The 21,919-nt window shown below is 39.9% G+C and carries 19 protein-coding genes and 2 tRNA genes; 10 read left to right on the forward strand and 11 right to left on the reverse strand.

Translation table 11 applies throughout. The features are described 5' to 3' along the window. Positions 1-131 (reverse strand): transposase (locus INF28_RS03790; RefSeq protein WP_226392248.1); only part of this gene is annotated, 131 nt, incomplete at its 3' end. Positions 132-315: 184 nt separating this feature from the next. Continuing rightward, a complete protein-coding gene (locus tag INF28_RS03795) occupies positions 316-1,197 on the reverse strand; it encodes a LysR family transcriptional regulator (RefSeq protein ID WP_226392147.1) in 882 nt (293 codons plus the stop codon). A 152-nt stretch (positions 1,198-1,349) separates the two neighbouring features. Here INF28_RS03795 and INF28_RS03800 point away from each other — a divergent pair, with 152 nt between their 5' ends. The 3 genes from INF28_RS03800 to INF28_RS03810 are packed head-to-tail and all read left to right on the forward strand — an operon-like array spanning position 1,350 to position 3,121. Beyond that, on the forward strand, positions 1,350-1,586 hold the full coding sequence (locus tag INF28_RS03800; RefSeq protein WP_226392148.1) for a hypothetical protein: 237 nt from the start codon (positions 1,350-1,352) through the stop codon (positions 1,584-1,586). Next, complete coding sequence (locus INF28_RS03805) at positions 1,583-2,254, forward strand: cyclophilin-like fold protein (protein ID WP_226392149.1); 672 nt, start codon at positions 1,583-1,585, stop codon at positions 2,252-2,254. The genes INF28_RS03800 and INF28_RS03805 overlap by 4 nt, the downstream gene beginning before the upstream one ends. Before the next feature lie 42 nt (positions 2,255-2,296). Continuing rightward, the gene (locus INF28_RS03810) at positions 2,297-3,121 is read left to right on the forward strand and encodes a linear amide C-N hydrolase (RefSeq protein WP_226392150.1); all 825 of its coding nucleotides are present in this window, start codon (positions 2,297-2,299) and stop codon (positions 3,119-3,121) included. A gap of 549 nt (positions 3,122-3,670) precedes the next feature. On the opposite strand, the gene hcp is transcribed toward INF28_RS03810, so the two are convergent. Then, complete coding sequence (gene hcp / locus INF28_RS03815) at positions 3,671-5,242, reverse strand: hydroxylamine reductase (RefSeq protein WP_226392249.1); 1,572 nt, start codon at positions 5,240-5,242, stop codon at positions 3,671-3,673. Between the two features lie 354 nt (positions 5,243-5,596). Next, entirely contained in the window at positions 5,597-7,492 is a 1,896-nt protein-coding gene (gene htpG, locus INF28_RS03820; RefSeq protein WP_226392151.1) for a molecular chaperone HtpG, read from the reverse strand. Between the two features lie 190 nt (positions 7,493-7,682). Between htpG and INF28_RS03825 the strand changes: the two genes are divergently transcribed. From INF28_RS03825 to INF28_RS03835, 3 genes are all read left to right on the forward strand, one after another. Further along, positions 7,683-8,240, forward strand: coding sequence for an HAD-IB family phosphatase (locus tag INF28_RS03825; RefSeq protein WP_226392152.1), 558 nt, complete (start codon positions 7,683-7,685; stop codon positions 8,238-8,240). A 132-nt stretch (positions 8,241-8,372) separates the two neighbouring features. Further along, a tRNA-Leu gene (locus tag INF28_RS03830) sits at positions 8,373-8,459 on the forward strand. 108 nt (positions 8,460-8,567) lie between these two features. Next, complete coding sequence (locus tag INF28_RS03835) at positions 8,568-10,202, forward strand: DUF4091 domain-containing protein (RefSeq protein ID WP_226392153.1); 1,635 nt, start codon at positions 8,568-8,570, stop codon at positions 10,200-10,202. A gap of 50 nt (positions 10,203-10,252) precedes the next feature. On the opposite strand, the gene INF28_RS03840 is transcribed toward INF28_RS03835, so the two are convergent. The 7 genes from INF28_RS03840 to INF28_RS03870 all read right to left on the reverse strand — a co-directional run bounded on the left by INF28_RS03840 (position 10,253) and on the right by INF28_RS03870 (position 16,800). Next, the gene (locus INF28_RS03840; protein WP_226392154.1) at positions 10,253-11,071 is read right to left on the reverse strand and encodes a glycyl-radical enzyme activating protein; all 819 of its coding nucleotides are present in this window, start codon (positions 11,069-11,071) and stop codon (positions 10,253-10,255) included. Positions 11,072-11,084: 13 nt separating this feature from the next. Beyond that, positions 11,085-13,076 carry a pyruvate formate lyase family protein gene (locus tag INF28_RS03845; RefSeq protein ID WP_226392155.1) on the reverse strand — a complete coding sequence of 664 codons (1,992 nt, stop codon included), beginning with the start codon at positions 13,074-13,076 and terminating at the stop codon, positions 11,085-11,087. An 81-nt stretch (positions 13,077-13,157) separates the two neighbouring features. Beyond that, on the reverse strand, positions 13,158-14,150 hold the full coding sequence (locus INF28_RS03850; protein ID WP_226392156.1) for a LacI family DNA-binding transcriptional regulator: 993 nt from the start codon (positions 14,148-14,150) through the stop codon (positions 13,158-13,160). A 78-nt stretch (positions 14,151-14,228) separates the two neighbouring features. After that, entirely contained in the window at positions 14,229-14,789 is a 561-nt protein-coding gene (locus INF28_RS03855) for a flavin reductase family protein (protein WP_226392157.1), read from the reverse strand. Continuing rightward, positions 14,782-15,156, reverse strand: a complete 375-nt coding sequence (locus tag INF28_RS03860; RefSeq protein WP_226392158.1) for a PAS domain-containing protein — start codon at positions 15,154-15,156, stop codon at positions 14,782-14,784. Before INF28_RS03860 ends, INF28_RS03855 begins: the two co-directional genes overlap by 8 nt. Positions 15,157-15,171: 15 nt before the next feature. Further along, entirely contained in the window at positions 15,172-16,341 is a 1,170-nt protein-coding gene (locus INF28_RS03865) for an iron-containing alcohol dehydrogenase (RefSeq protein ID WP_226392159.1), read from the reverse strand. A 382-nt stretch (positions 16,342-16,723) separates the two neighbouring features. Beyond that, positions 16,724-16,800: transfer RNA gene (locus INF28_RS03870), tRNA-Val, on the reverse strand. A gap of 276 nt (positions 16,801-17,076) precedes the next feature. Here INF28_RS03870 and hrcA point away from each other — a divergent pair. The 4 genes from hrcA to dnaJ all read left to right on the forward strand — a co-directional run bounded on the left by hrcA (position 17,077) and on the right by dnaJ (position 21,882). Beyond that, on the forward strand, positions 17,077-18,177 hold the full coding sequence (hrcA, locus tag INF28_RS03875) for a heat-inducible transcriptional repressor HrcA (protein WP_226392160.1): 1,101 nt from the start codon (positions 17,077-17,079) through the stop codon (positions 18,175-18,177). Between the two features lie 2 nt (positions 18,178-18,179). Then, positions 18,180-18,764, forward strand: coding sequence for a nucleotide exchange factor GrpE (gene grpE / locus INF28_RS03880; protein ID WP_226392161.1), 585 nt, complete (start codon positions 18,180-18,182; stop codon positions 18,762-18,764). A gap of 43 nt (positions 18,765-18,807) precedes the next feature. Then, entirely contained in the window at positions 18,808-20,667 is a 1,860-nt protein-coding gene (gene dnaK / locus INF28_RS03885) for a molecular chaperone DnaK (protein ID WP_226392162.1), read from the forward strand. Positions 20,668-20,739: 72 nt separating this feature from the next. Further along, positions 20,740-21,882 (forward strand): molecular chaperone DnaJ, encoded by a 1,143-nt coding sequence (dnaJ, locus tag INF28_RS03890; RefSeq protein ID WP_226392163.1) that lies wholly within the window; start codon positions 20,740-20,742, stop codon positions 21,880-21,882. Positions 21,883-21,919 lie beyond the last annotated feature (37 nt).

Consider the following 21,919-nt stretch of genomic DNA (forward strand, 5'->3'; position numbering starts at 1 on the left):
TTTCGTAGCATGATACCTATATCTTTTTTGATTTTTCCATATATCACCTGCCTGCGATACTTTGGTGCAAACACTATGTGATACTTGCAATTCCATTTCGTGTGTGATAAACTTTCTGTATCAAGTTTCATTACTTGATTCCTCCTTTGATTTTTTTGGCGGTTGGCTAGACCTGCCTTTATTTTATCAAAGGAGGATGCCTTTGACTACTCATAGCTAAAGCTTTTCGGAACCACCGGCACTGCCGGTGGTTTTCTATATACAAATAAAAAACAGTGTCGGTATATATGTACCGGCACTGTTTTTTTGAGTATACTATTTCGAAAAATTTTCTTGTAATTTTTTTAAGAACATTTCAGCCGCTTTAGAAAACACCTGATATCGTTTCCAGACAATATCCAGTCTTGCGGTGCGTTTTGGTTTTAAAGGACGGAAACATAAAGGTCCGTCATCCGTTATTCTAACCAGTCTGTCGATACATAGCGCATACCCTATACCTTCTTCAACCATAAGAGAAGCATTATATAAAAGGTTATATGTGGCTGCAATGTTAAGTTGTGATTTATCACGTTTAATCCAGTTTGAAAGTTCGTTATTTGTATCAGCCTGCTGTGATGTAATAAGCGGAACATCCCATAAATCATCGGGACAAATTTCCTTTTTTTGAGCAAGCGGGCTGTCTTTTCGCATGAGTACTCCCCATGTATCTGTATATGGCAATTGTATAGAATTGTATTTTTGTAAATTTGAAGCTTCGAGAAAAATACCGAAATCAAGTAATCCTTTGTCAATTTTTTCAGAAACATCAACAGCATTGCCGCTAAATATATGATATCTGATATTATATCCTTCGTCATTGAGCTGTTTTGCTGTCTGTGCGATCAATCTGATACCTTCTGTTTCTCCGCCGCCAATATATACATCACCGCTTATATTATCATCTGATTTCATAATTTCAGATTCAGTTTTATCAACAAGGCTTATAATTTCCTCAGCTCGTTTTCTTAAAATCATGCCCTCCTCAGTAAGCACAATGCGTCTGTTCCCTCTTGTAAACAGAGTTTTTCCAAGTTCATCTTCCAAATCCATTAACTGCCTTGATAATGTTGGCTGTGTTACGTGAAGACTTTCCGCCGCAGCTGAGATATTTTCCTCTCTCGCCACTGCAAGAAAATATTTTAATACTCTGATTTCCATATATTCACCTACCTTTTGGCGTTTGATTTAATAATATTGTAACACAGATAACTATGCCTGTCAAGTATAGAACGATATTGTATATAAGTATTGGACATTTTAAAAGGAAGATTGTATAATAAAATTAATAATTAATCAAAGAGGTGACAGTAATGAATGTTAATGGTTTTTTCGTGCCTGACAAAGAGATAATGCGTGCCTTATGTGACGTGGGGTGCGATGATACGATAATTGATAAATTCATAAAAACAGATGGCAGAAAAAAAGATATGTTGCATATATTGCAAGAGCAGCGCGTCAACATTCTAAACATACTGCACCCTGTTCAAAGACAGCTGGAGTGTATCGATTTTCTCATATATAAAATAAGAAAGGCAGGAGAAAAATGAAATTAAAGATATTTGTGATTACATTTGTTGTATTGCTGACGACGCACACATTTGTTTTAGCGGCAAACATCGAAATAGGCGGCGGAAATATCACCGCATATAATGTGCCTTCAGATAGTATATTGATGACAGCTTTGTATCGTGACAATATGATGATTGATGTAAAGGCACATCCGGGCGGTGGAACCCTCACAGCAAATCCCACAGAAGATTTTTCAGAAATAAGAGAAACAGATACCATAAAAGCTTTTTTGTGGAACAGAGATACTTTAAGCCCGTTGTGTGACGCGGTTACAACAAATATGAAAGAAACTAATGACAGCGATAATATTGTAAAAATTACGGTGAACGGACATACATTTACAGCAGTACTTTATGATAATGATACGGCAAAAGCTTTTAAAGCAATGCTTCCAATGACAATTACCATGAATGAACTAAACAGAAATGAGAAGTATTATTATTTTGACAGCTCTTTTCCCACGGACAGCACACGTCCCGGCACAATGAAAGAAGGAGATTTAATGTTATACGGTTCAAGTTGTCTGGTGCTTTTTTATGAAACTTTCCAAAGCTCCTACAACTATACAAAAATCGGCTATATTGATGATACTGCAGGACTTAAAAATGCACTTGGAAGCGGAAATGTGACGGTGACCTATGAGTAAAAGATATATATACTATTTATTATTGCGGTAATCATCGTTGGTGTGCTTTTATTGTTAAGATATATAAGGAACAACAAAGGAACAGTATACATTACTCCCGGCGTCCCTGTCACCCTGTCGGACGAACCAATTCAATTAGAGGACGGACTCTCAGCAGTACAGTTTGAAGGAGATTACAGATTTGAAAGTTTTCTTGAAAAAGGCGGTGCAGCATCAGATCAAGAAGTTGTTCAATTTTTGGCTGAGAATATTATCGGTTACGAAATTGATGGCGGAATATTTCGGTCTTTGTTTGGATGCAGTACCATATCAGTTGAAAGTCCTCAAGGGGATAGATTGTTTGGCAGAAATTTTGACTGGAACAAATGTAATGCAATGATTGTAATGTCAAAAACAAATAACGGTTATCATTCCATATCAACCGTAAATGAAGATTTCATTAAAAGTGGTGTTGGAAACTTTTATAATAAACTTCCGCAAGAAATAAAAAACATTGCCGCAATTTACGCACCACTTGATGGCATGAATGAAAAAGGTCTTGCCGTTGCTGTAAATATGATACAGGATCATTCTACTATTGAGCAGAACAGTGAAAAACCGGATATTACAACCACAACCGCAGTAAGGCTTTTACTCGATAAAGCGTCAACTATCGATGAAGCAATAAAACTGCTCTCTGAATACGATATGCACGCCTCGATGGGATACATGGTACATTTCGTTATATCAGACGCATTGGGACACAGTGTATGTGTTGAATATATAAACAACGAGATGTCTGTAATTGAAACACCGGTGGTTACAAATTTTTACCTGACAGAAGGAGAAAAATACGGCATAGGCACCGAGCAGAAAAGAACTATATAGCTAAAATATGGCTTACTGAGGACGAACGACAATTGATTGATGAAAAAATGAAGCTGTTAAAAGGGGTGTTGCCAAAATGCCAAAAACGAATATTTTAACTTCCCTTGTAAAAAAGAGCATAGCCCCCTATATTGTTTGCCGCTATTCTTTACAATCTGCTTTACAATCTGCTTTTGCATTATCGTGTAATATGGAACGGTAAACTATATGTATTCTTGTTACATCGGTGCGGCTGATAAAATGCACCGTATGAAAATCACAAAACAAGAACCGTGATACAGCTGCCAAGTGTGGCAAAACCGTATCACGGTATTTTTTATGAAAATGTGGAAAGATAGAATCCAGTATTGTCATCACCAACAAAAGCCATCATATCTTTGTAGTTACTGTTAGAGCCGGAACGAATTAAAATAAGGTTACGCCCCGTTTTTCAAATTCCTGTTCAAACTGAGCAAGCTCTGTATTCAGTACATCACTGATGCCTTGCCCCATATCGTCAAGTAACCGTTTCATTCTAATGGTGTCTCCGGATAAAAGATGATTCGCTGTTTATTTTCTTATGCAGAGTATCGCATCCAAATCCTGTTCTGAATCGGTGATAGGTCGAAGTCCATAGGTATCGACAAGTACCTTTGTCACTGTTTCCGAAAGAAACGCCGGCATTGTTGGTCCCAGATACATATTTTTTACACCCAAAGCAAATAAAGTTAAAAGAATACACACTGCCTTTTGTTCATACCATGACAGCACAAGAGTTAATGGCAATTCGTTAATATTGCATCCAAATGCATCCGCTAACGCTAGTGCAACTTTTATAGCACTGTAGGCATCATTACACTGTCCCATATCAAGAATTCTCGGTAAACCGTCTATCTCACCAAGATCAAGATCATTAAATCTGTACTTCCCGCAGGCAAGCGTAAGGACCAGAGAATCCATTGGCGTTTGTTTCACAAATTCCGTATAATAATTGCGTCCCGGATGAGCTCCATCACAGCCTCCCACCAGGAAAATATGCTTAATTTTTTCGTTTTTAATCAGGTCTATGATCTTTTCGGCATTAGAAAGTATTGTTTTATGTGCGAAACCCGTTGTAAGCATGTGCCCGCCGTTAATTCCGCTCATGCTCCTGTCATGCTCATATCCGCCAAGCGCAAGCGACTGATTAATCAAGGGTGTAAAATCTTTTTTTCCGTCTTTATCTTCATCAATATGGAACAGTCCATCAAAGCCTACTACAGAGGTTGTATATACTCTGTCCACATAGCTTTTCCTTGGTGGCATAAGACAATTCGTCGTAAACAAAATCGGTGCAGGAATACTCTCAAATTCTTTTTGCTGACTTTGCCATGCTGTTCCAAAATTTCCGACGAGATGACTATATTTCTTTAATTCAGGATAAGCATGTGCCGGAAGCATTTCACCATGAGTATAAATATTGATTCCTTTATCCTTTGTTTGTTCCAGAAGCTGATGCAAATCCTTGAGGTCATGACCTGATACCACTATAAAAGGCCCTTTTTTTACATCTACATTTACTCTTGTCGGACCAGGATGGCCGAAGGTTTCAGTATTTGCTTTATCCAAAAGCTCCATACACTTGTAATTTATTCTGCCAAATTCCATAATAAGGGAAAGCCATTCCTCTACTGTATGGGTACAATTCAGTGCACATAACCCTTTATAAAACCATGCTATAACCTCGTCATCAACGTACCCAAGCTGCATAGCATGATGAGCATATGCTGCCATGCCCTTCATGCCAAAGAGTAACGTTGAACGTAGGGATACGATATCTGTTTCACCTTCGAATAATCTAATGACTTTTGAATCATCGTTACCGCCAAGCCTTCTCCGTTCATCAATTATACGCCCCATCAATTTTTTTATGGCACTGTCATCAAAATTAACATTGGTGAGTGTTGTAAAAAGTCCATCTGGGATAAGTCTGTCTGAAAGATCACTTCTTTTTTCTTTCGCTGCTTCTGCAAGTCGTATCAGTTCATATACAAGTTCATCCTGAAGATTTGCTGTAGTAGGTTGCTTGCCACATACTCCTGTGCGTACGCATCCTTTATTACCTGCTGTCTGCTGACATTGGAAACAAAACATGTTTGACATATTATTTACCTCCATAACTGTAAATTGACATGTTTTATTTTTTCCAATTATATACATAAAATACATTGTATGTAACAAAATCGAATAGTAAAAGCAATCATTTAAAACAAATAAATTCTGACCCGGCATTTCCATCATGTTCTGTTTTAATTTATAAAATCTTTTATTAATTTGTAAAAATAAAAAGCTATTTATTCGCATAAAAACGAGTAAATAGCTTATTTTAATCATGTATCTTGTATTATAAAACAAGAGTTTTGCCATTACATAAATAACCCCTTTGCATTAACACAAAAGTGTATTTATGTATTAAAATTAACGCATGAAATAGGAGGCGAATCTACCTCATATTTATTATTGAATCAACTCACAGGCATCTTCTACAAAAGCAGAGGCATCATCTACTTTAAAACCTTCCATCAGCAATGCGCAGTTATATAACACATTGGTAAGTTTATTTAATTTTTCATTATTGGCTGCATTTGCTTTCAAAGTTTCAAAAATCGGATGATTGATATTGATTTCCAGCACGCGCTGCGCTTTCATCATTCCGCCTTGGGGCATGGCATTTAATGTTTTTTCCATCTCCAGAGAAATTTCCCCTTCGCTGCTGATGCAGACAGGATGGGATTTTAGCCGGGAAGTAGCTTTCACATTGACCACTTTATCACCCAATGCGGTTTTCATTGCTTCAAGCAGATCTTTATTTTGTTCTTGAGCAATAGCTTCTGCGGCCTTGGCGGTTTCGTCTTCTAGGTTGAGATCTGCTGCGGATACTGACTTAAATTCCTTCTCCATATATTTATTGAGAATTTTAATGGCAAACTCATCCACATCTTCTACAAAATATAGAATCTCATATCCTTTTTCCTTAACCATTTCAGTTTGCGGAAGATGGTCAATTTGCTCGATGGTTTCGCCGCAGGCGTAGTAAATATATGTCTGATCCTCTTTCATCCGTTCAATATATTCTTTTAAAGTTACTGGTTTTTTCTCTGTTGAAGAGTAGAACATGATTAGGTCAACCAGAAAATCTTTTTCTGCACCATAGTTGTCATACATACCAAATTTCAGCGGCCGTTTAAAGGCCTCATAAAATTTTTCATATTTTTCCCGCTCGTTTTTTTGCATGGCAAGAAGTTCATTCTTGATTTTTTTCTTTAGATGTGCAGCAATGGTTTTTAGTTGTCTGTCATGTTGAAGAATTTCCCGAGAAATATTTAAGGACAAATCCGCAGAATCTACAAGACCACGTACAAAGCCAAAATAATCTGGCAGAAGGTCTTCGCATTTATCCATAATCATAACACCGTTAGTATAAAGAGAAAGACCTCGCTTAAACTCTTTGGTATAGTAATCAAAAGGCGGACGGGCAGGAATAAACATAAGGGCCTGATAACTTACAGCTCCGTCAGCACTGGTGTGAATGACTCGAAGCGGATCCTCAAAATCGAAAAATTTTTCTTTATAAAAATTATTATAGTCTTCTTCTGTCAGCTCAGATTTGTTCCGTCTCCAGATCGGAACCATACTGTTGAGCGTTTCGTCTTCCTGATAGGTTTCATATTCCGGCTCAGCATCTTTATCTTTGTTTTCCGTTTCCTTTAATTTTTGTTTGGTCACCAGCATTTTAATGGGGTATTTAATGTAATCAGAATACTTCTTGACAAGATTCCGGATGGTATATTCGTTTAAAAACTCATCATAGTTTTCTTCGTCATTGTTTTCTTTCAGTTTTAATGTAATAATGGTTCCAAAATGATCCAAAGTGCAGGGGGTAATTTCATAGCCTTCTGCGCCTTCCGAATACCACTGAAATGCATCTTCACTTCCAAATTTCCGGCTTTTTACGGTTACCTGGTCTGCTACCATAAATGCTGAATAAAATCCAACACCAAACTGTCCGATAATATCTACGCCGTCTTTTTGCTCAGCTTCGTTTTTAAATGCAAAAGAGCCGCTTTTTGCAATGGTACCTAGATTTTCCTCTAATTCTTCTTGTGTCATGCCAATGCCGCGATCTTCAATCGTTAAGGTCCGAGCATCTTTATCAGCCGTAATTCGGATATAAAAATCATCTTTTTGAAACGTGACATTTTCATCGGTGAGGGAGAGGTAGTAAAGCTTGTCCAATGCATCATTCGCATTTGAAATAAGTTCCCTCATAAAAATTTCCTTGTGTGTATAAATGGAATGAATCATTAAATCCAAAAGCCGTTTTGATTCCGACTTAAATTCATAAGTTGCCATGTTAATCGCCTCCATATTTTGTTAGCACTCATACTCATTGAGTGCTAAGATTATTGTAGCATTATTTTACAATTTGTCAAGAGAAATTTGTGACAATTTTATTTTTTTAAATAGATGTGTTTTGTTTTTGTTGTGTTTTTTAAAAATTTATGTTATACTGACAAAAGAAAAAGAAAAGGAATGTAAAAAAATGAATGTATACGATTTTGATAAAACCATCTATGATGGTGATAGCACAATTGATTTTGTGTTTTGGTGTCTTCGTCGCAAGCCACAACTTGCAGTACGGCTTCTGCGTGGGACAGTCGCTTTTGGCGGATATTTGCTGAAATTGTGTAGTAAAACTACTTTTAAGGAAAAATTTTATTGTTTTTTGCTTTCTGTTCCTGATGTTAACAATTGGTTAGAGGAATTTTGGGATGAACATCAAGAAAAGATAAAGAACTGGTATTTACAGCAGAAGCAGGAAACAGATGTCATTATTTCAGCATCTCCGGAATTTTTACTCAGACCTATATGCAAGCGCCTTCATGTTCAGAACTTGTTGGCTTCACGTGTAGACCGACATACAGGAATGTATATGGGTGTCAATTGTTATGGGGAAGAAAAAGTACGGCGGTTTAAAAAGATGTTTGATGGACCTGTGGATGCGTTTTATTCAGATTCGCTGTCGGATGCTCCGATGGCAAATTTGGCAAAACGTGCTTATTTGGTTGATGGGGATAATTTGATTGCATGGGAAGAGTGAGAAAAGGTTTGTTTTCTGGCACAAGGCGAAAAAAAGATTTATTTTTTGAGGAAAAATCTGAAAAAAAGCTTGACAAATTACAAAATATATAGTATCATATACAACGTTGGCGCGCTAAAAGACAACAAATATGCGGCTATGGCGGAATTGGCAGACGCGCATGGTTCAGGTCCATGTGAAAGCAATTTCATGGAGGTTCAAGTCCTCTTAGCCGCACCATACCGAGTGTTCTTACAAATTCGAAGAGAGTTTATAAGACACTCGGTTTTTTATATTTTGGCGCGACCTTTCAATAAAAAAGATGGTGCTGGTAAGGGAGAAGATAAAATGGAAATAAAACAGCTTTCGTCATTAGAAAAAATTTTCATATGCCAAGAACTATCGGCAAACGAGATAAAGGAAGGAAGTGCTTTGCGGGGCGAGGTTTTTTCATATCAAGTGGCCTATCATGATGAAAATGCACTGTCTGAAAATTTATACCTCACTGTTAAAGTAGAAACTGACTTTCCTGGGAAAATAAAACTGTACACAGTGGGAAATGTACCCTCCGAATTTCCGGCCAATCCAACCCAGATGGATGATAATTATATTACAACAAAGCCCGGAATATATCCTGATGTATTATTTCCATATCAAGGAGAGGAACTGCGATGTCATGATACCTGGCAGTCAGTGTGGATAAGTGCTGAGGTTCCGAAAGAAGCTCCTGCAAAAGAATATGATATAAAAATTTTATTTTATAAGGAGCAAAAGGTTTATGGCAGCTGTAGCTTCAAACTTCAAATCATTGCGGCTGAGCTGCCGGAACAGGAACTGATCTTTACCCAATGGTTCTATGCAGACTGTATTGCAGATTATTATCAGACCGAAGTTTTTTCTGAACGGCACTGGGAATTGATAGAAAGTTTTGCAAAATTGGGAGCGGAAAATGGTATCAACACAATATTAACACCGGTGTTTACTCCCCCGTTGGATACGGCGGAAGGCGGTGAACGTACTGCGGTGCAGTTGGTGGATATTTCATTGATTGGGACGGAGTACCAATTTGATTTCACAAAATTAGAACGGTGGATAGAAGTGTTTCGTCGTTGCGGATACCGTTATTTTGAAATTGCCCATTTGTTTAGTCAATGGGGCGCAAAATATGCTCCGCAGATTTTGGTTTTTTCTGATGGGGAAACAAAGAAAATGTTTGGCTGGCATACGCAGGCGGAATCGGAAAAATATCAAGACTTCTTAAAACAATTTTTACCTGCACTTATTCGTTTTTTTGCAGAAAGAGGCCTTGAAAAAAGACTGTTTTTTCACCTTTCCGATGAACCTTCCAAGACAGCATTGCCGCAATATTTAAAACTAAAACAAATGCTAGATCCGTTTCTTAAGGGTTTTCGGATTATTGATGCCTGCTCGGACATGGCGTATTACAAGGATAACGTTATCAGTTGCCCTATTCCGGCGATTGATCGTATTCAGCCATTTTTGGAAGAAAAGGTTCCTGATTTATGGTGTTATTATTGCTGTGAACAGGGAGAGAAAGTAAGCAATCGATTTATAGCTATGCCGTCTGCAAGAAATAGAATCATTGGAGTACAGCTATATAAATATGATATTCGTGGGTTTTTGCATTGGGGTTACAATTTTTATAATAGCGCCCTATCTAAAAAGCATATTAATCCTTTTTTAATTACAGATGCTGATGGCGTTTTTCCGTCCGGTGACGCGTTCAGCGTATATCCGGGAGAAGAAGGCGCTTTGCCGTCTATTCGTTTGAAGGTATTTTATGAAGCAATACAGGATATGCGTGCGCTGCAGCTTTTAGAACGTCTGGCAGGCAGGCCTGCTGTGCTTTCCCTGATAGAAGAAAATGGAGAGATACGTTTTGATCAATACCCGAAAGAAGCCAATTATTTATTGTCTTTGCGAGAACGTGTGAACCAAATGATCGCACAGTATATAGTATAAAAAAGAAGGCTGGTGTAAACGATTTTATTCGTATGCGCCAGCCCCAAATATTATGAAATCAGTTTTGCATTTTGAAAAAATTTTGTAAAATCTTCTTTTCGATTTGGATGATCAGCAAGTGGGAACGTCATGCCAAGCATTTGGTACTTTGCACCAGCCAGAAAATTATATGGCATTAGTTCTGCTGAAGCCTCTCCAATCAGTTGTGATATTGCTGTCAAATTTTCTTCTGTATCTGTGATGTCTGGAATCAACGGAATTCTAAATACATATTCTTTACCACTGTGGAGGAGCCAGTCTATATTTTTGAGTATTTTTGCATTGCTGGCACCAGTATATTTTAAATGACCTTGTTCGGATATCAATTTTATATCCTGCATAACATAGTCCATTTTAGCAACCACCTTTTGATATACCTTAGGATCAGCATATCCGCTGGTTTGAATTGCTTTGTGAAGTGCTGGAAGCTGATCTGCTGTTTCACAGACAAAATCGGCCTGCATCAGAGGTTCTCCACCAGAAAAGGTAATGCCGCCATTAAGGCTTTTTAGCAGTATGGCATTTTCATTTAATCTTTCTGCAAGCCGGAAAGATGATATGGATTCACCTGAAATAGAAAGGCAGCCATTTGGACAGGCATGTGCGCAACGGTGAAAGGGTTTACACTCTTCATGTTTACAAGAAACAAAACAACGGTTGCAGTGTGTGCAGAGGCTTTCTTTTACCATTAGTTGAGGAGTCGGTAAAAGACCTTCTGGGTTGTGACACCATTGACAGCGGAGTGGACAACCTTTCAAAAAAACGGTTATTCTTGCACCAGGCCCATCATGAATGGAAAATTCTTTTATATCAAAAATAGTACCGTTCATTATCATCCTCCACTTATACAACATATTGCTGACGCTGCATCACATGATTCTGGTATGCTTTGTCAAGTTCAACAAAATAGGCGCTCCAGCCCCAAATCCGAACTACAAGCTGACGATGTTTTTCAGGATGAAGCTGTGCATCCTTCATCAAGTCAGTATTCACGGCGTTCAGTTGTAGTTGATGTCCTCCCAGCGCAATAAATGCTTTTACGAGAGATGCTACCTTATGAATACTGTCTGGGCTTTGAAACATAGAGGAAGCAAATTCCAGGGTAAGCGGACCGCCGTTTATAACCTTTTTGAGGTCAGGCTTGGTGAAGGAATGGATGACAGAAATAGGACCGCGGGTTTTGGCAAACAAGCTGGGAGAAAAATTCGTACCAAAAGCTTCCCCTTGCCGTCTGCCATCTGGAGAGGCGCCGATTTCGGATGCATGCCATAAATAATACATTGCTGATCCAGTACCAGCCCGATAAATTCCGCCTCGGCAGTTTATTTTTCCTTTTAAACTGTCTGAGAATACGTCCAGCAGAAAAACGGCGTTATTGTCCGCGATTTCATCATTGCAACCCATCTTTGGGGCTTCATATCGCAGCAAAGGCAAAAACTCACTGTGTTTCTCAAAATTGCTATCTACGGCTTGTATCAGGTCTGTTTTGGAAATTTTTTTATCCAGATAAATATATTTTTCTATGGCTGCAAGGGAGTCGGCAGCCGTAGCAATTCCTGTGCCGTGAATCCCAAAATTATTGTACTTCCCGCCTTCATACACTCCAGGATCCATCATGCAATTCATCAGCGGGGAAGGAACAAACCAGAGATTTTGAATACTGCCGCATATTCTATCACATTCTGACTGAATTTCCTTTCGGATGCAATCGGTAAATGCATCATACGTTTTACAATGCATTAAATCTCTGTGCAAGCAGGTATCAATTATTTTGGGAAAAGAAAGAGCGGCAATGTTTGGAATATCGGTACCAACCTTTGGAATAATAAATTCCCAGCATGCGGCAACAACATAATTCCTGGCATCCTTCAAATCATAGCCCAATTTGATAAGTCCGTCAATCACGATATCATCATTGGAGTATTGCGGAAAACCAAGTCCTGCCTTTGTCAGTTCACTTCCCAGTTCAAAAACGGAAATAGGAGTATTCTTTCCTACTCGGAGATTGATTTTTGGATCAATCATTAAAAGATTTTTGCTTGCTTGTAAACAAAGTTCAGACAGGAGGTTAAAAACATCGTTCCCATATTCATCTATCCCGCCTAATACCATGCTTTGACCGTTGTCGCCTTGCTGAACACCGTGATAGAGATCAGAGTCCTTGTTAAAGGAGAGAAAAAAATCTTCTAAGAGTGCAAGGGCAGATTCTCTGGTATAAAGCCCCCTTTCCATATCTGCTTTCAAATAAGGATACATATACTGATCAAATCTTCCAACTGTATTATGATAATTTCCTTCCAGCCATAAAGAATAATGAAGAATGCGGAAAAATTGCAGCGCTTCATAAAACGAAGTAGCACCATACCGCGGGATTCGGGTCAAAACTTCTGCAAGCGCTGTTTTACCTTGTTTTTCGGCTTCATCCCTGTATCGATCGGAAAGCCGGAAGATAGCGTCAATGATACGTTTTCCGTAAGAGTCCGCATTTTGTTGTACAGTTAGCAGGCCAGAGGCAATCACTCTTTCATAATCTGGTGAAAGATTGGAAAGATATCCAAGTTCGTGAACATAATGGTTTTCTTTTATCGTTTGCCATTCTTCTGGAGTGAAACAATCGGGATAAGTTGTCACTGTCCGCATAAAGCATATTTTTTCATCTGGAAGAAGAACAGGAGTTTCTAGGCTGGTGAGCAATTCAAACCTTCTTGTCATTCGTTCTATTGGGGAAAGATGCTCGTTACTGAACTCTTCGGCTAAATTCTCATATTCCGGAAAGCTGCGTCTGAATCGATGGTGTTTTTGATTGACAATAAAATCATACAAGATTGTTTGCATAAAATCACCCCTTACATTATCGATAATGTAATTATGGCATAGAAAAAAACAATTGTCAAGAGGGGAGAGTAAAAAAGCAATTTATTTATTTAAGCTGGTGCTTTCGCGCAGCGTAATTTTGGTTGGGAGAATGTGCTGATGCACAGCAGAAGGGTGAGAAATAATATCCAGCAAAGCATCTACGCATTGTACAGACATTTTGGTCTTAGAAGAGGTGACTGAAGTCAGCATAAGAGGGAAGTAGAATTTTGAAGCAATATTATCAAATCCTACAACCGATACACTCTGTGGAACAGTTTTCCCCAATTGTTTTAAGAAATAGCAGACCTGCATGGCGATCATATCGCTGAAGCAAATGATACCTGTGCAGTCCATATGTTTTTTTAAAATATGCAAAAGCTGATCATCCTTGCGGGAAAAAGAAACGGATTCACAGTGCAGAACAGCGCTGGAAATGTTGGAAGCAGCACGCTGTATTCCTGTCAGCCGTTCTTTCGCACTGGAAATGTAGGAAGGACCGTTAATAAAAAGCAGGTGATGATGACCAAGGGAGAGCAGATGATTGGCTGCAGCATATCCGCCGTTTTCATCGTCACAGACAACAAAACTGGAGGAATCATTTAAAAAATGTCTTCCAAGTAAAACAAAAGGAGTACCGTTTTCTTTTAAAAATAAAAGGTTTTTTCTGCTCTTTTGGACAGGGCAGAGAATAATCCCATCTACATTTTTACTGATTGCAGAAACAATGGCGGCATATTCAATTTTTTCATCCTCGTCAGTGTTTAAAATGAAAGCAGTATATCCGAATGAACGGAGTTTCCGCTCTATTTCCTTTATCATGATAGAAAAATGGGGGTTGGAAATATCTCCAATAATAATAGCAATACTTTTGCTTTTTCCTGAACGGAGTGTACCTGCAGATGTATTTGGAATATAACCCATTTGCTGTGCTGTTTCATGAATATATGCTTTGGTTTTTTCAGAAATATCGGGCATATTGCGTAGAGCGTGAGAAATTGTATTAACGGAATACCCTGTTTTTTTTGCAATATCAGACAGTGTAACGGATTTCATTTTGACGACTCCTTTATACGGGATAAAAAGGCTGCCATTTTTATCAAAAAGTAGCGGCAGCCTTTTTTGACTAAAACATTATTTTAATTTTTGTCCATCGTGAAATGCTTGCCCGGCAATTTCACCAAGGACGCGGTAAGTATGATGAACTGGGTCATAGGTGATGGGAGAAAGCTTTGAAACATCAATTTTTCCTGTTTCATCCAGAATGCTTTCATCTACACTAATATTTACGATTTCTCCTATGAGATGTCCGGTTTCTCTATCATAGCTTTTTAGTTTACATTCCAGAGTAAGCGGAAGTTCTTCAAAAATAGGGGCATCCACGTTGGAGCTTTTTACAGCATGCCAGCCAGCTTTTTGAATCTTATCTGGTTCTGTAAGACCGGAGACAATCCCTACATAATCGGCTGAGGTAACATTTGCGGCATCTGCGGCACTGACCGAAAAGGCACCGCGGGTTAAAATATTTTCAGTGGTTTTGTGGGTATTGCTAATGCAGATGGAAATTTCTGTTTCACCGCTGATTCCGCCCCAGGCGGCATTCATAGCATCAGGAGTACCATTTTTGTCATAGGAACCGATAATCAATACTGGCATGGGATAAAGAATTGCTTGTGCATTAAAATTTTTACGCATTTTCATTTCCTCCTATATCATAAATTTTCATTGTTTCCGCTTTTCTATATTCATGTTTTTCATAAAAGCCAATGAGTGAACCGCAATCATCCCGAAGCGCAACCATATATACGTCTCTTTGATCCTTTTCTTTATGATAGGTATAAACAATATTGTGTGCAGTACTTTGTTGAAACCAAGCGACAACCTGGTCAATCATATGATTGGAATGTTGGTTGTGACAGTCTTTAAGGTTTTTACCGGTCAGATCCGCTTTATAGCGGCGGATTGCGGAAGGATTCATATAAAGAATCGTGCAGTTTACGTTGCAGATTACAACAGGTGCAGTGTCTTGATCAATCACACTTTTAAAATATTGGTTTAGCATAGTCACATCTCCCATTTAGTAACAACTTTCAAAGATTGCTTTAATTTTATTAAAATCAAGTTCTGTATAACTTTTGACGCTTCTTGTTTGACCAAAGGTGCAAAGATCGGCAAGGCGGTTAGAAGCATCTGCGGGAATATGGAATTCACGCAGCCGAAGCGGCATTTGAAGAAACCGAAAAAAGTCCTCCATTTTCTCAATGCCAAGAAGAGCGGCCTTTTCTGCATCCGGTTCATTTATATCAAAAACCCGTCGCGCGAATTGGGCAAAACGCGCAGGGCATTTTTTATAAATGAATCTTGCCCAGGCGGGAAACAAAACGGCCAAACCGGCTCCGTGGGCAATGTGGTCAAATTCACCGCTTAGAGCGTGTTCTAACTGATGTACAGCCAAGGTATTTTCTCTGCCGCAGCCGGTTAAATCATTATGAGAGAGGGAGGAAGCCCACATCACAGTAGCTCTTGCATCATAATTACAAGGATCATTCATCAAAACTCTGCCAGCCGATATAACGGCTTTTAATAGCCCTTCTGCAATTCTATCTGTTAGGTCTGTGGATGGGCAAACAGTAAAATATCGTTCCATAGTATGCGCCATAATATCAACAATACCGCAGGCTGTCTGAAATTTACCAACAGTAAAGGTGAGTTCTGGATTGCATATTGCAAATTTACAGCGATTAAATTCACTGTTAAAACCACGCTTCATATGTAGTTCTGTATTAGTAATGACACAGGAAGAACTCATTTCACTTCCGGCGGCAGCATGGGTTAGAATACACCCTACCGGAAGAGCGGCTTCTGGCTGGGCGACCCGGGAGGAAAAGTCCCATACATCACGGTCGGTGACAGCGCCGACGGCTGTTGCCTTAGCAGAATCAAGTACGCTACCTCCGCCGACTGCCAAAATCATCTCTACACCATTTTCTTTTGCTTTCTGTACCGCTTTTCGTACAAACGAAAGCTTGGGATTTGGTTCCACGCCTCCCATTTCAATCACTGTCAGGTTGTTTTCTGCCAAAGAAATCATTACTTCATCGTAAAGGCCGCTTTGTTTTATGCTGAATTGGCCGTACTGAAACATAATGGTCTGATACCCGTATTCTTTCAGAATTTTTCCGACATTGTGGTGTGTCTCTTTTCCAAAATAGACTTTTGTCGGCGCATAATATGTAAAATCAAGCATTTGCAAACACTTCCTTCCTTATATTTTCTTTGGCCATTAGGATTGGCCCTCTATAAACTATCTATTTTATTCTTAATTTAATCTTAGCACATTTGCTTTTCTTTTTCAATCATCAAAATAAATATTTTAAAACTGCCTAAGGTGGACTTTTTCGCACCAAATAATAAAATGTTAGGTAATTTTTGAAATTTTTGGATTCAAAAAGGCTGCTTTTGCAGCATAAAGCGATTTTTTGTGCGAAATTAACTGAACTTGCAAAGAATGCAAGATTGCCAGTGCTGCAAGGTACTTTTTTGGGAAAAAAGAAGAGTAAGAGAGCAGTCGAAAGACTTTATTTTTGTAAAAAATAAGTCGGAGCAAAGCGAACTTTGCTCCGACAACGTGGTGAGGATGAATGGACTTGAACCATCGACCCCTTGCATGTCAAGCAAGTACTCTAACCAACTGAGCTACACCCTCGGATCGAATAAAATGAGTATAACACAGTTTTATTATTTTGGCAAGCATTTTCCCCAAAATTTTTAGAAATTTTGTTTTTCCAGAAAACAACCCCTTTTCTTATCTTATTTTAATAAATACCTAAAAATAGAACAGCGTTTCTTTATGAATTTGTATAAATTTTTTTTAAAAGTCCTTGACAAATTTACAGCTTCGTGATATGCTAACCATAAAGGTTTTAGCACTCTATCAAGGTGAGTGCTAACAATCTGAAAAAGATATGGAGGCGCTGACACTATGGCATTGGATGATCGTAAAAAATCAATACTGCGTGCCATCGTTGAAGGCTATATTAAAGACGCGGAGCCGGTTGGTTCCCGCAGTATTGCAAAAAATACGGATTTAAATTTAAGTGCTGCGACCATAAGAAACGAAATGGGAGACTTGGAAGAAATGGGATTTTTGATTCAGCCGCATACATCGGCTGGGCGGATTCCTTCTAGTCAAGGATTTCGGTTTTATGTGGATAGCTTGATGGAACGGTATCGTATGACAACAGCAGAAATTCAGCAAATGCGGAGTGCACTGCTTCATAAAATCCGTGAACTGGATAAAATTGTGAAAGATGTTTCTGCGGCATTTTCCGGTATTACGAATCTGCCCACCTTTGGTGTAATGCCTACTATTGAGTATGGGGTGATTAAAGGTATCAAGCTTGTGGCGGTGGATGAAAAAACCATTATGGTTATTGTATCTGATAGTTCCGGATTGATTAAGAATAAGTTACTTCGCCTTCGGGAACCGGTCAATGATGCTTTCCTGGAACAGCTTAATTCAGTATTAAATCAGAACTTAGCTGGTTTTACGCGTTCGGAAATCAACTTGAACCATATTATTGAAGTCATCAATGCAATGGGCGGGAATCATGAAATATTGGCTTCTGTTTTGGAGCTGGTTCATGAAGCCATTTCTGAAATTGATAAAAGTGAAGTATATATGGAAGGGACCACGAATATTCTTCGGTTTCCGGAATATAACGATATTACAAAAATTAAAGAGATTTTGGAATTTTTTGATGACAAGAAAAATCTTAGTGCATTGGTACAAGGTCTTCCAGAAGTGAAAGACGGAGAAGTTAAAATTTTTATCGGAGATGAAAATGCGCTCCCGCAGTTAAAAAACAACAGCGTTGTACTTTCTACCTACAAGGTAGGAGAGGAACTGACGGGCATTGTGGGGGTGGTAGGACCGATGCGGATGGATTATGCCAAGGTAATTACCGGTGTTGACTTTTTCTCCAAGCAACTTGGGGAAATGCTGAGCAAGCGGTTGGAAGGTGGACCGCTTCCGTCAGAGATTCCGGGAATTGAAGATGGAAACAGTAAAGGAGATGGATAACCTTGAGTAAGAAACAGCAGGAAGAAAAAAAGGCGGATGCCCAGGAACAAACTACGGCAGAAAAAGAAACAGAGACACAGCCGGAGGAGAAAGAAAAAGAGACGCAGAACGAAACGGACGAAAAAGAGGTTAAAAATGAACAAACTGCTCTCCAGAAGGCGGAAGAATCCATTGCCAATTTAACAGACCGGTTGATGCGGACTGCGGCAGAATTTGATAATTATAAGAAACGTTCTGCAAGGGAAAAGGACGAAGTTTACAGTGTGGCAGTATGTGATACAATCAATAAGCTCCTTCCTGTTCTGGACAATTTGGAAAGAGCTGTATCAGCCGGTGAAGATACTGGGGACTGCGGCAGCGTGCTGGATGGTGTAAAAATGATAAAAAAACAGTTTGAAGATGCTCTTCAAGAAATTGGCGTTGCGCCTATTGATGCGGTTGGTACCTCGTTTGATCCGGAGAAGCATAATGCAGTTATGACAGCAGAGAGTGACCAGGATGAAAATACAGTTCTTGAGGAGTTTATGAAGGGATACGTATATAAAGATAAAGTAGTACGGCATTCCATGGTTAAAGTGAGCAATTAATTCTTTTATTCTTGTATTTTAGTTTAAGAAAGGATGATAAATTATGGGAAAAATTATTGGTATTGATTTAGGAACAACAAACTCCTGCGTAGCAGTTATGGAAGGCGGTGAGCCTACAGTAATTACCAATCCGGAAGGCTCAAGAACGACACCGTCTGTAGTAGCTTTCACCAAGACCGGAGAGCGCTTGGTTGGTCAGGTGGCAAAGCGTCAGGCAATCACGAACCCGGATCGTACCATCAGTTCTATTAAGCGTGATATGGGTACCGACCGGAAGGTTAGCATTGATGGCAAGAATTATTCTCCGCAGGAGATCTCTGCTATGATTTTGCAGAAATTGAAAGCAGATGCAGAAGCCTATCTTGGCGAAACTGTTTCCCAGGCAGTTATTACTGTTCCGGCTTATTTTAGTGATTCTCAGCGGCAAGCTACCAAGGATGCCGGAAAGATTGCAGGCCTTGAGGTATTGCGTATCATCAACGAGCCTACCGCAGCGGCGCTCGCTTATGGCCTTGAAAAAGACAACGATCAGAAAATAATGGTGTATGACCTGGGCGGCGGTACCTTTGATGTATCGATTTTGGAAATTGGTGATGGTGTTTTTGAAGTATTGGCTACCAGCGGTAACAATCGTTTGGGCGGTGATGACTTTGATGAGAAGATTATGAATTATCTGGCCGATGAATTCCAGAAGGAAAACGGTATTGATTTGCGGCAGGATAAAATGGCGCTGCAAAGATTAAAAGAAGCCGCTGAAAAGGCGAAAATTGAATTATCCGGTGTAACAACTTCCAATGTAAATCTACCGTTTATTACAGCGGATTCCACTGGTCCAAAACATCTTGATATTACTATTAGCCGTGCGCAATTTGACTCTTTGACGGCAGATTTGGTGGAAAAAACAATGGAACCTACCAGAAATGCGCTGCGTGACGCCGGTTTGTCGCCAAGTGATATCGACAAAGTTCTTTTGGTTGGTGGTTCTTCGAGAATTCCGGCTGTGCAGGAAGCGGTACAAAGATTTATCGGCAAAGAACCGCATAAGGGCATCAATCCGGATGAATGTGTGGCAATCGGTGCTTCCATTCAAGCAGGTGTTCTGGCTGGTGATGTAGAAGATCTGGTACTGCTGGATGTTACACCTCTGTCTCTTGGTATTGAAACCATGGGCGGTGTGTTTACAAAATTGATCGAAAGAAATACTACCATTCCGACCAAGAAGAGCCAGGTATTCTCTACTGCGGCAGACGGGCAGACCAGTGTAGAAGTACACGTACTGCAAGGCGAGCGTGAAATGGCTGCGTATAATAAGACGCTTGGAAGATTTAACTTAAATAACATTCCACCGGCTCCCCGTGGTGTTCCGCAGATCGAAGTAACCTTCGATATTGATGCAAACGGTATTGTCAAGGTTACGGCAAAAGATTTGGGTACGGGACAGCAGCAGGATATTACCATTACCTCTTCGACGAATCTGTCTGATGAAGATATTGACAAAGCGGTAAAAGAAGCAGAAAAATTTGCCGCTGAAGACAAGAAGAAGAAGGAAGAGGTAGATGTCCGCAATAATGCAGATAATATGGTATATCAGACAGAAAAGACGCTGGGCGAACTAGGTGATAAGATTGATGCAGGAGAAAAATCTGCCATTCAGAGTGAAGTTGACAAGTTAAAAGAATTGTTAAAAGCATCGCCTATTGATACAGAAGCAGTCAAGAAACAGACGGAGGCAGTATCGCAAAAGTTTTATGCGGCATCTGAAAAACTGTATGCAGCGGCTCAGCAGGCGCAGGGCGGTGCCCAAGCAGGCCCTCAGCCGGGTGCAGGAGCACAGCAGCAGAATGCATCCGGAGATAATGTAGTGGATGCTGAATATACCGAGGTTGATGACGATAAAAAATAAGCGGCGCAGAATGAAGTGCAGCAGGCAGACTGAATTCAGTCTGCCTGCCTGCGGATAAGGTGAGGTATGGCTATGGCAGAAAAAAGAGATTACTACGAAGTGCTGGGCGTGAGCAAAAATGCATCGCCAGACGAAATTAAAAAAGCATACCGCAAGCTGGCAAAAAAGTATCATCCTGATTTGAATCCGGATGACCGAGAAGGAGCAGAAGCAAAATTTAAAGAAGCTACCGAAGCCTATGAAGTGCTCAGTGATGCGGAAAAAAAGCAGAAATATGACCAATTTGGCCATGCGGCATTTGATGCGACAGCGGGCGGCGGATACAGCGGCGGCAGTTATGGCGGATTTGACGGTTTTGATATGGGTGATATTTTCAGCAGCTTTTTTGGCGGTGGCTTTGGCGGGCAGAGAACCAATCCAAATGCACCGCAGCGAGGGCGGGATATCAGCTATCGCGTAGATTTGACATTTGAAGAAGCATGCTTTGGCACTGAAAAAGATATTACGGTCAATCATTTGGAAAAATGTACATCTTGTAATGGTACCGGTGCAGAGTCGGGATCCAGCCCGGAGACCTGTCCGATGTGTCACGGCACAGGACAGATACGTTCGGTACAACGGACGGCGTTTGGAAATTTTCAAAGCGTTCGTCCCTGTGATTCCTGTGGCGGAAAGGGAACGATTATCAAAAATCCGTGTATGGCCTGCCATGGCGAGGGAACAGTACGGAAGCCCAAAAAGGTTCGGGTCAAAATCCCAGCTGGGATTGATGACGGGCAACAGGTATATGTTCGCGGCGAAGGGGATGCCGGAAGCAAAGGTGGACCAAATGGTGACTTGATTTTAGAGATTCGGGTTCGTCGACATAAACTTTTTGTACGGCAAGGCTATGATATCCTTTGTGACTATCCTGTGTCTTTTGTACAGGCAACTTTAGGAGCAGAAGTGCAAGTACCTACCATTGACGGCAAGGTCTCGTATAATATACCTGAGGGGACACAGCCGGGAACGGTGTTCCGTCTGCGCGGAAAAGGGGTTCCTAAACTAAATTCCAATCAGCGCGGTGATCAATATGTCACTGTAAAAGTAGAAATCCCTAAGGGACTCAATGATAAACAAAAAGATATTCTGCGGCATTTTGACGATAATGTTGATGCGTCAAAATATCGGCAGCGGAAAAACTTTTTTGAGAAAATGCGTGAATTATTTAAGTAAGAGAACGCCGGCGGTTCGGACCGGCGTTTCTGCATTG

It is taken from the genome of Ructibacterium gallinarum, assembly GCF_014982785.1.
GTDB classification, from domain to species: domain Bacteria; phylum Bacillota; class Clostridia; order Monoglobales; family Monoglobaceae; genus Ructibacterium; species Ructibacterium gallinarum.

Coding starts and splice junctions, on each gene's coding strand:
- INF28_RS03795 (WP_226392147.1), bottom strand. CDS start 1,197: ATGGAAATCAGAGTATTAAAATATTTTCTTGCAGTGGCGAGAGAGGAA.
- INF28_RS03865 (WP_226392159.1), bottom strand. CDS start 16,341: ATGCTTGATTTTACATATTATGCGCCGACAAAAGTCTATTTTGGAAAA.
- INF28_RS03800 (WP_226392148.1), top strand. CDS start 1,350: ATGAATGTTAATGGTTTTTTCGTGCCTGACAAAGAGATAATGCGTGCC.
- INF28_RS03835 (WP_226392153.1), top strand. CDS start 8,568: ATGGAAATAAAACAGCTTTCGTCATTAGAAAAAATTTTCATATGCCAA.
- INF28_RS03825 (WP_226392152.1), top strand. CDS start 7,683: ATGAATGTATACGATTTTGATAAAACCATCTATGATGGTGATAGCACA.
- dnaJ (WP_226392163.1), top strand. CDS start 20,740: ATGGCAGAAAAAAGAGATTACTACGAAGTGCTGGGCGTGAGCAAAAAT.
- INF28_RS03850 (WP_226392156.1), bottom strand. CDS start 14,150: ATGAAATCCGTTACACTGTCTGATATTGCAAAAAAAACAGGGTATTCC.
- htpG (WP_226392151.1), bottom strand. CDS start 7,492: ATGGCAACTTATGAATTTAAGTCGGAATCAAAACGGCTTTTGGATTTA.
- hrcA (WP_226392160.1), top strand. CDS start 17,077: ATGGCATTGGATGATCGTAAAAAATCAATACTGCGTGCCATCGTTGAA.
- hcp (WP_226392249.1), bottom strand. CDS start 5,242: ATGTCAAACATGTTTTGTTTCCAATGTCAGCAGACAGCAGGTAATAAA.
- INF28_RS03805 (WP_226392149.1), top strand. CDS start 1,583: ATGAAATTAAAGATATTTGTGATTACATTTGTTGTATTGCTGACGACG.
- dnaK (WP_226392162.1), top strand. CDS start 18,808: ATGGGAAAAATTATTGGTATTGATTTAGGAACAACAAACTCCTGCGTA.
- INF28_RS03855 (WP_226392157.1), bottom strand. CDS start 14,789: ATGCGTAAAAATTTTAATGCACAAGCAATTCTTTATCCCATGCCAGTA.
- INF28_RS03840 (WP_226392154.1), bottom strand. CDS start 11,071: ATGAACGGTACTATTTTTGATATAAAAGAATTTTCCATTCATGATGGG.
- INF28_RS03845 (WP_226392155.1), bottom strand. CDS start 13,076: ATGCAAACAATCTTGTATGATTTTATTGTCAATCAAAAACACCATCGA.
- INF28_RS03860 (WP_226392158.1), bottom strand. CDS start 15,156: ATGCTAAACCAATATTTTAAAAGTGTGATTGATCAAGACACTGCACCT.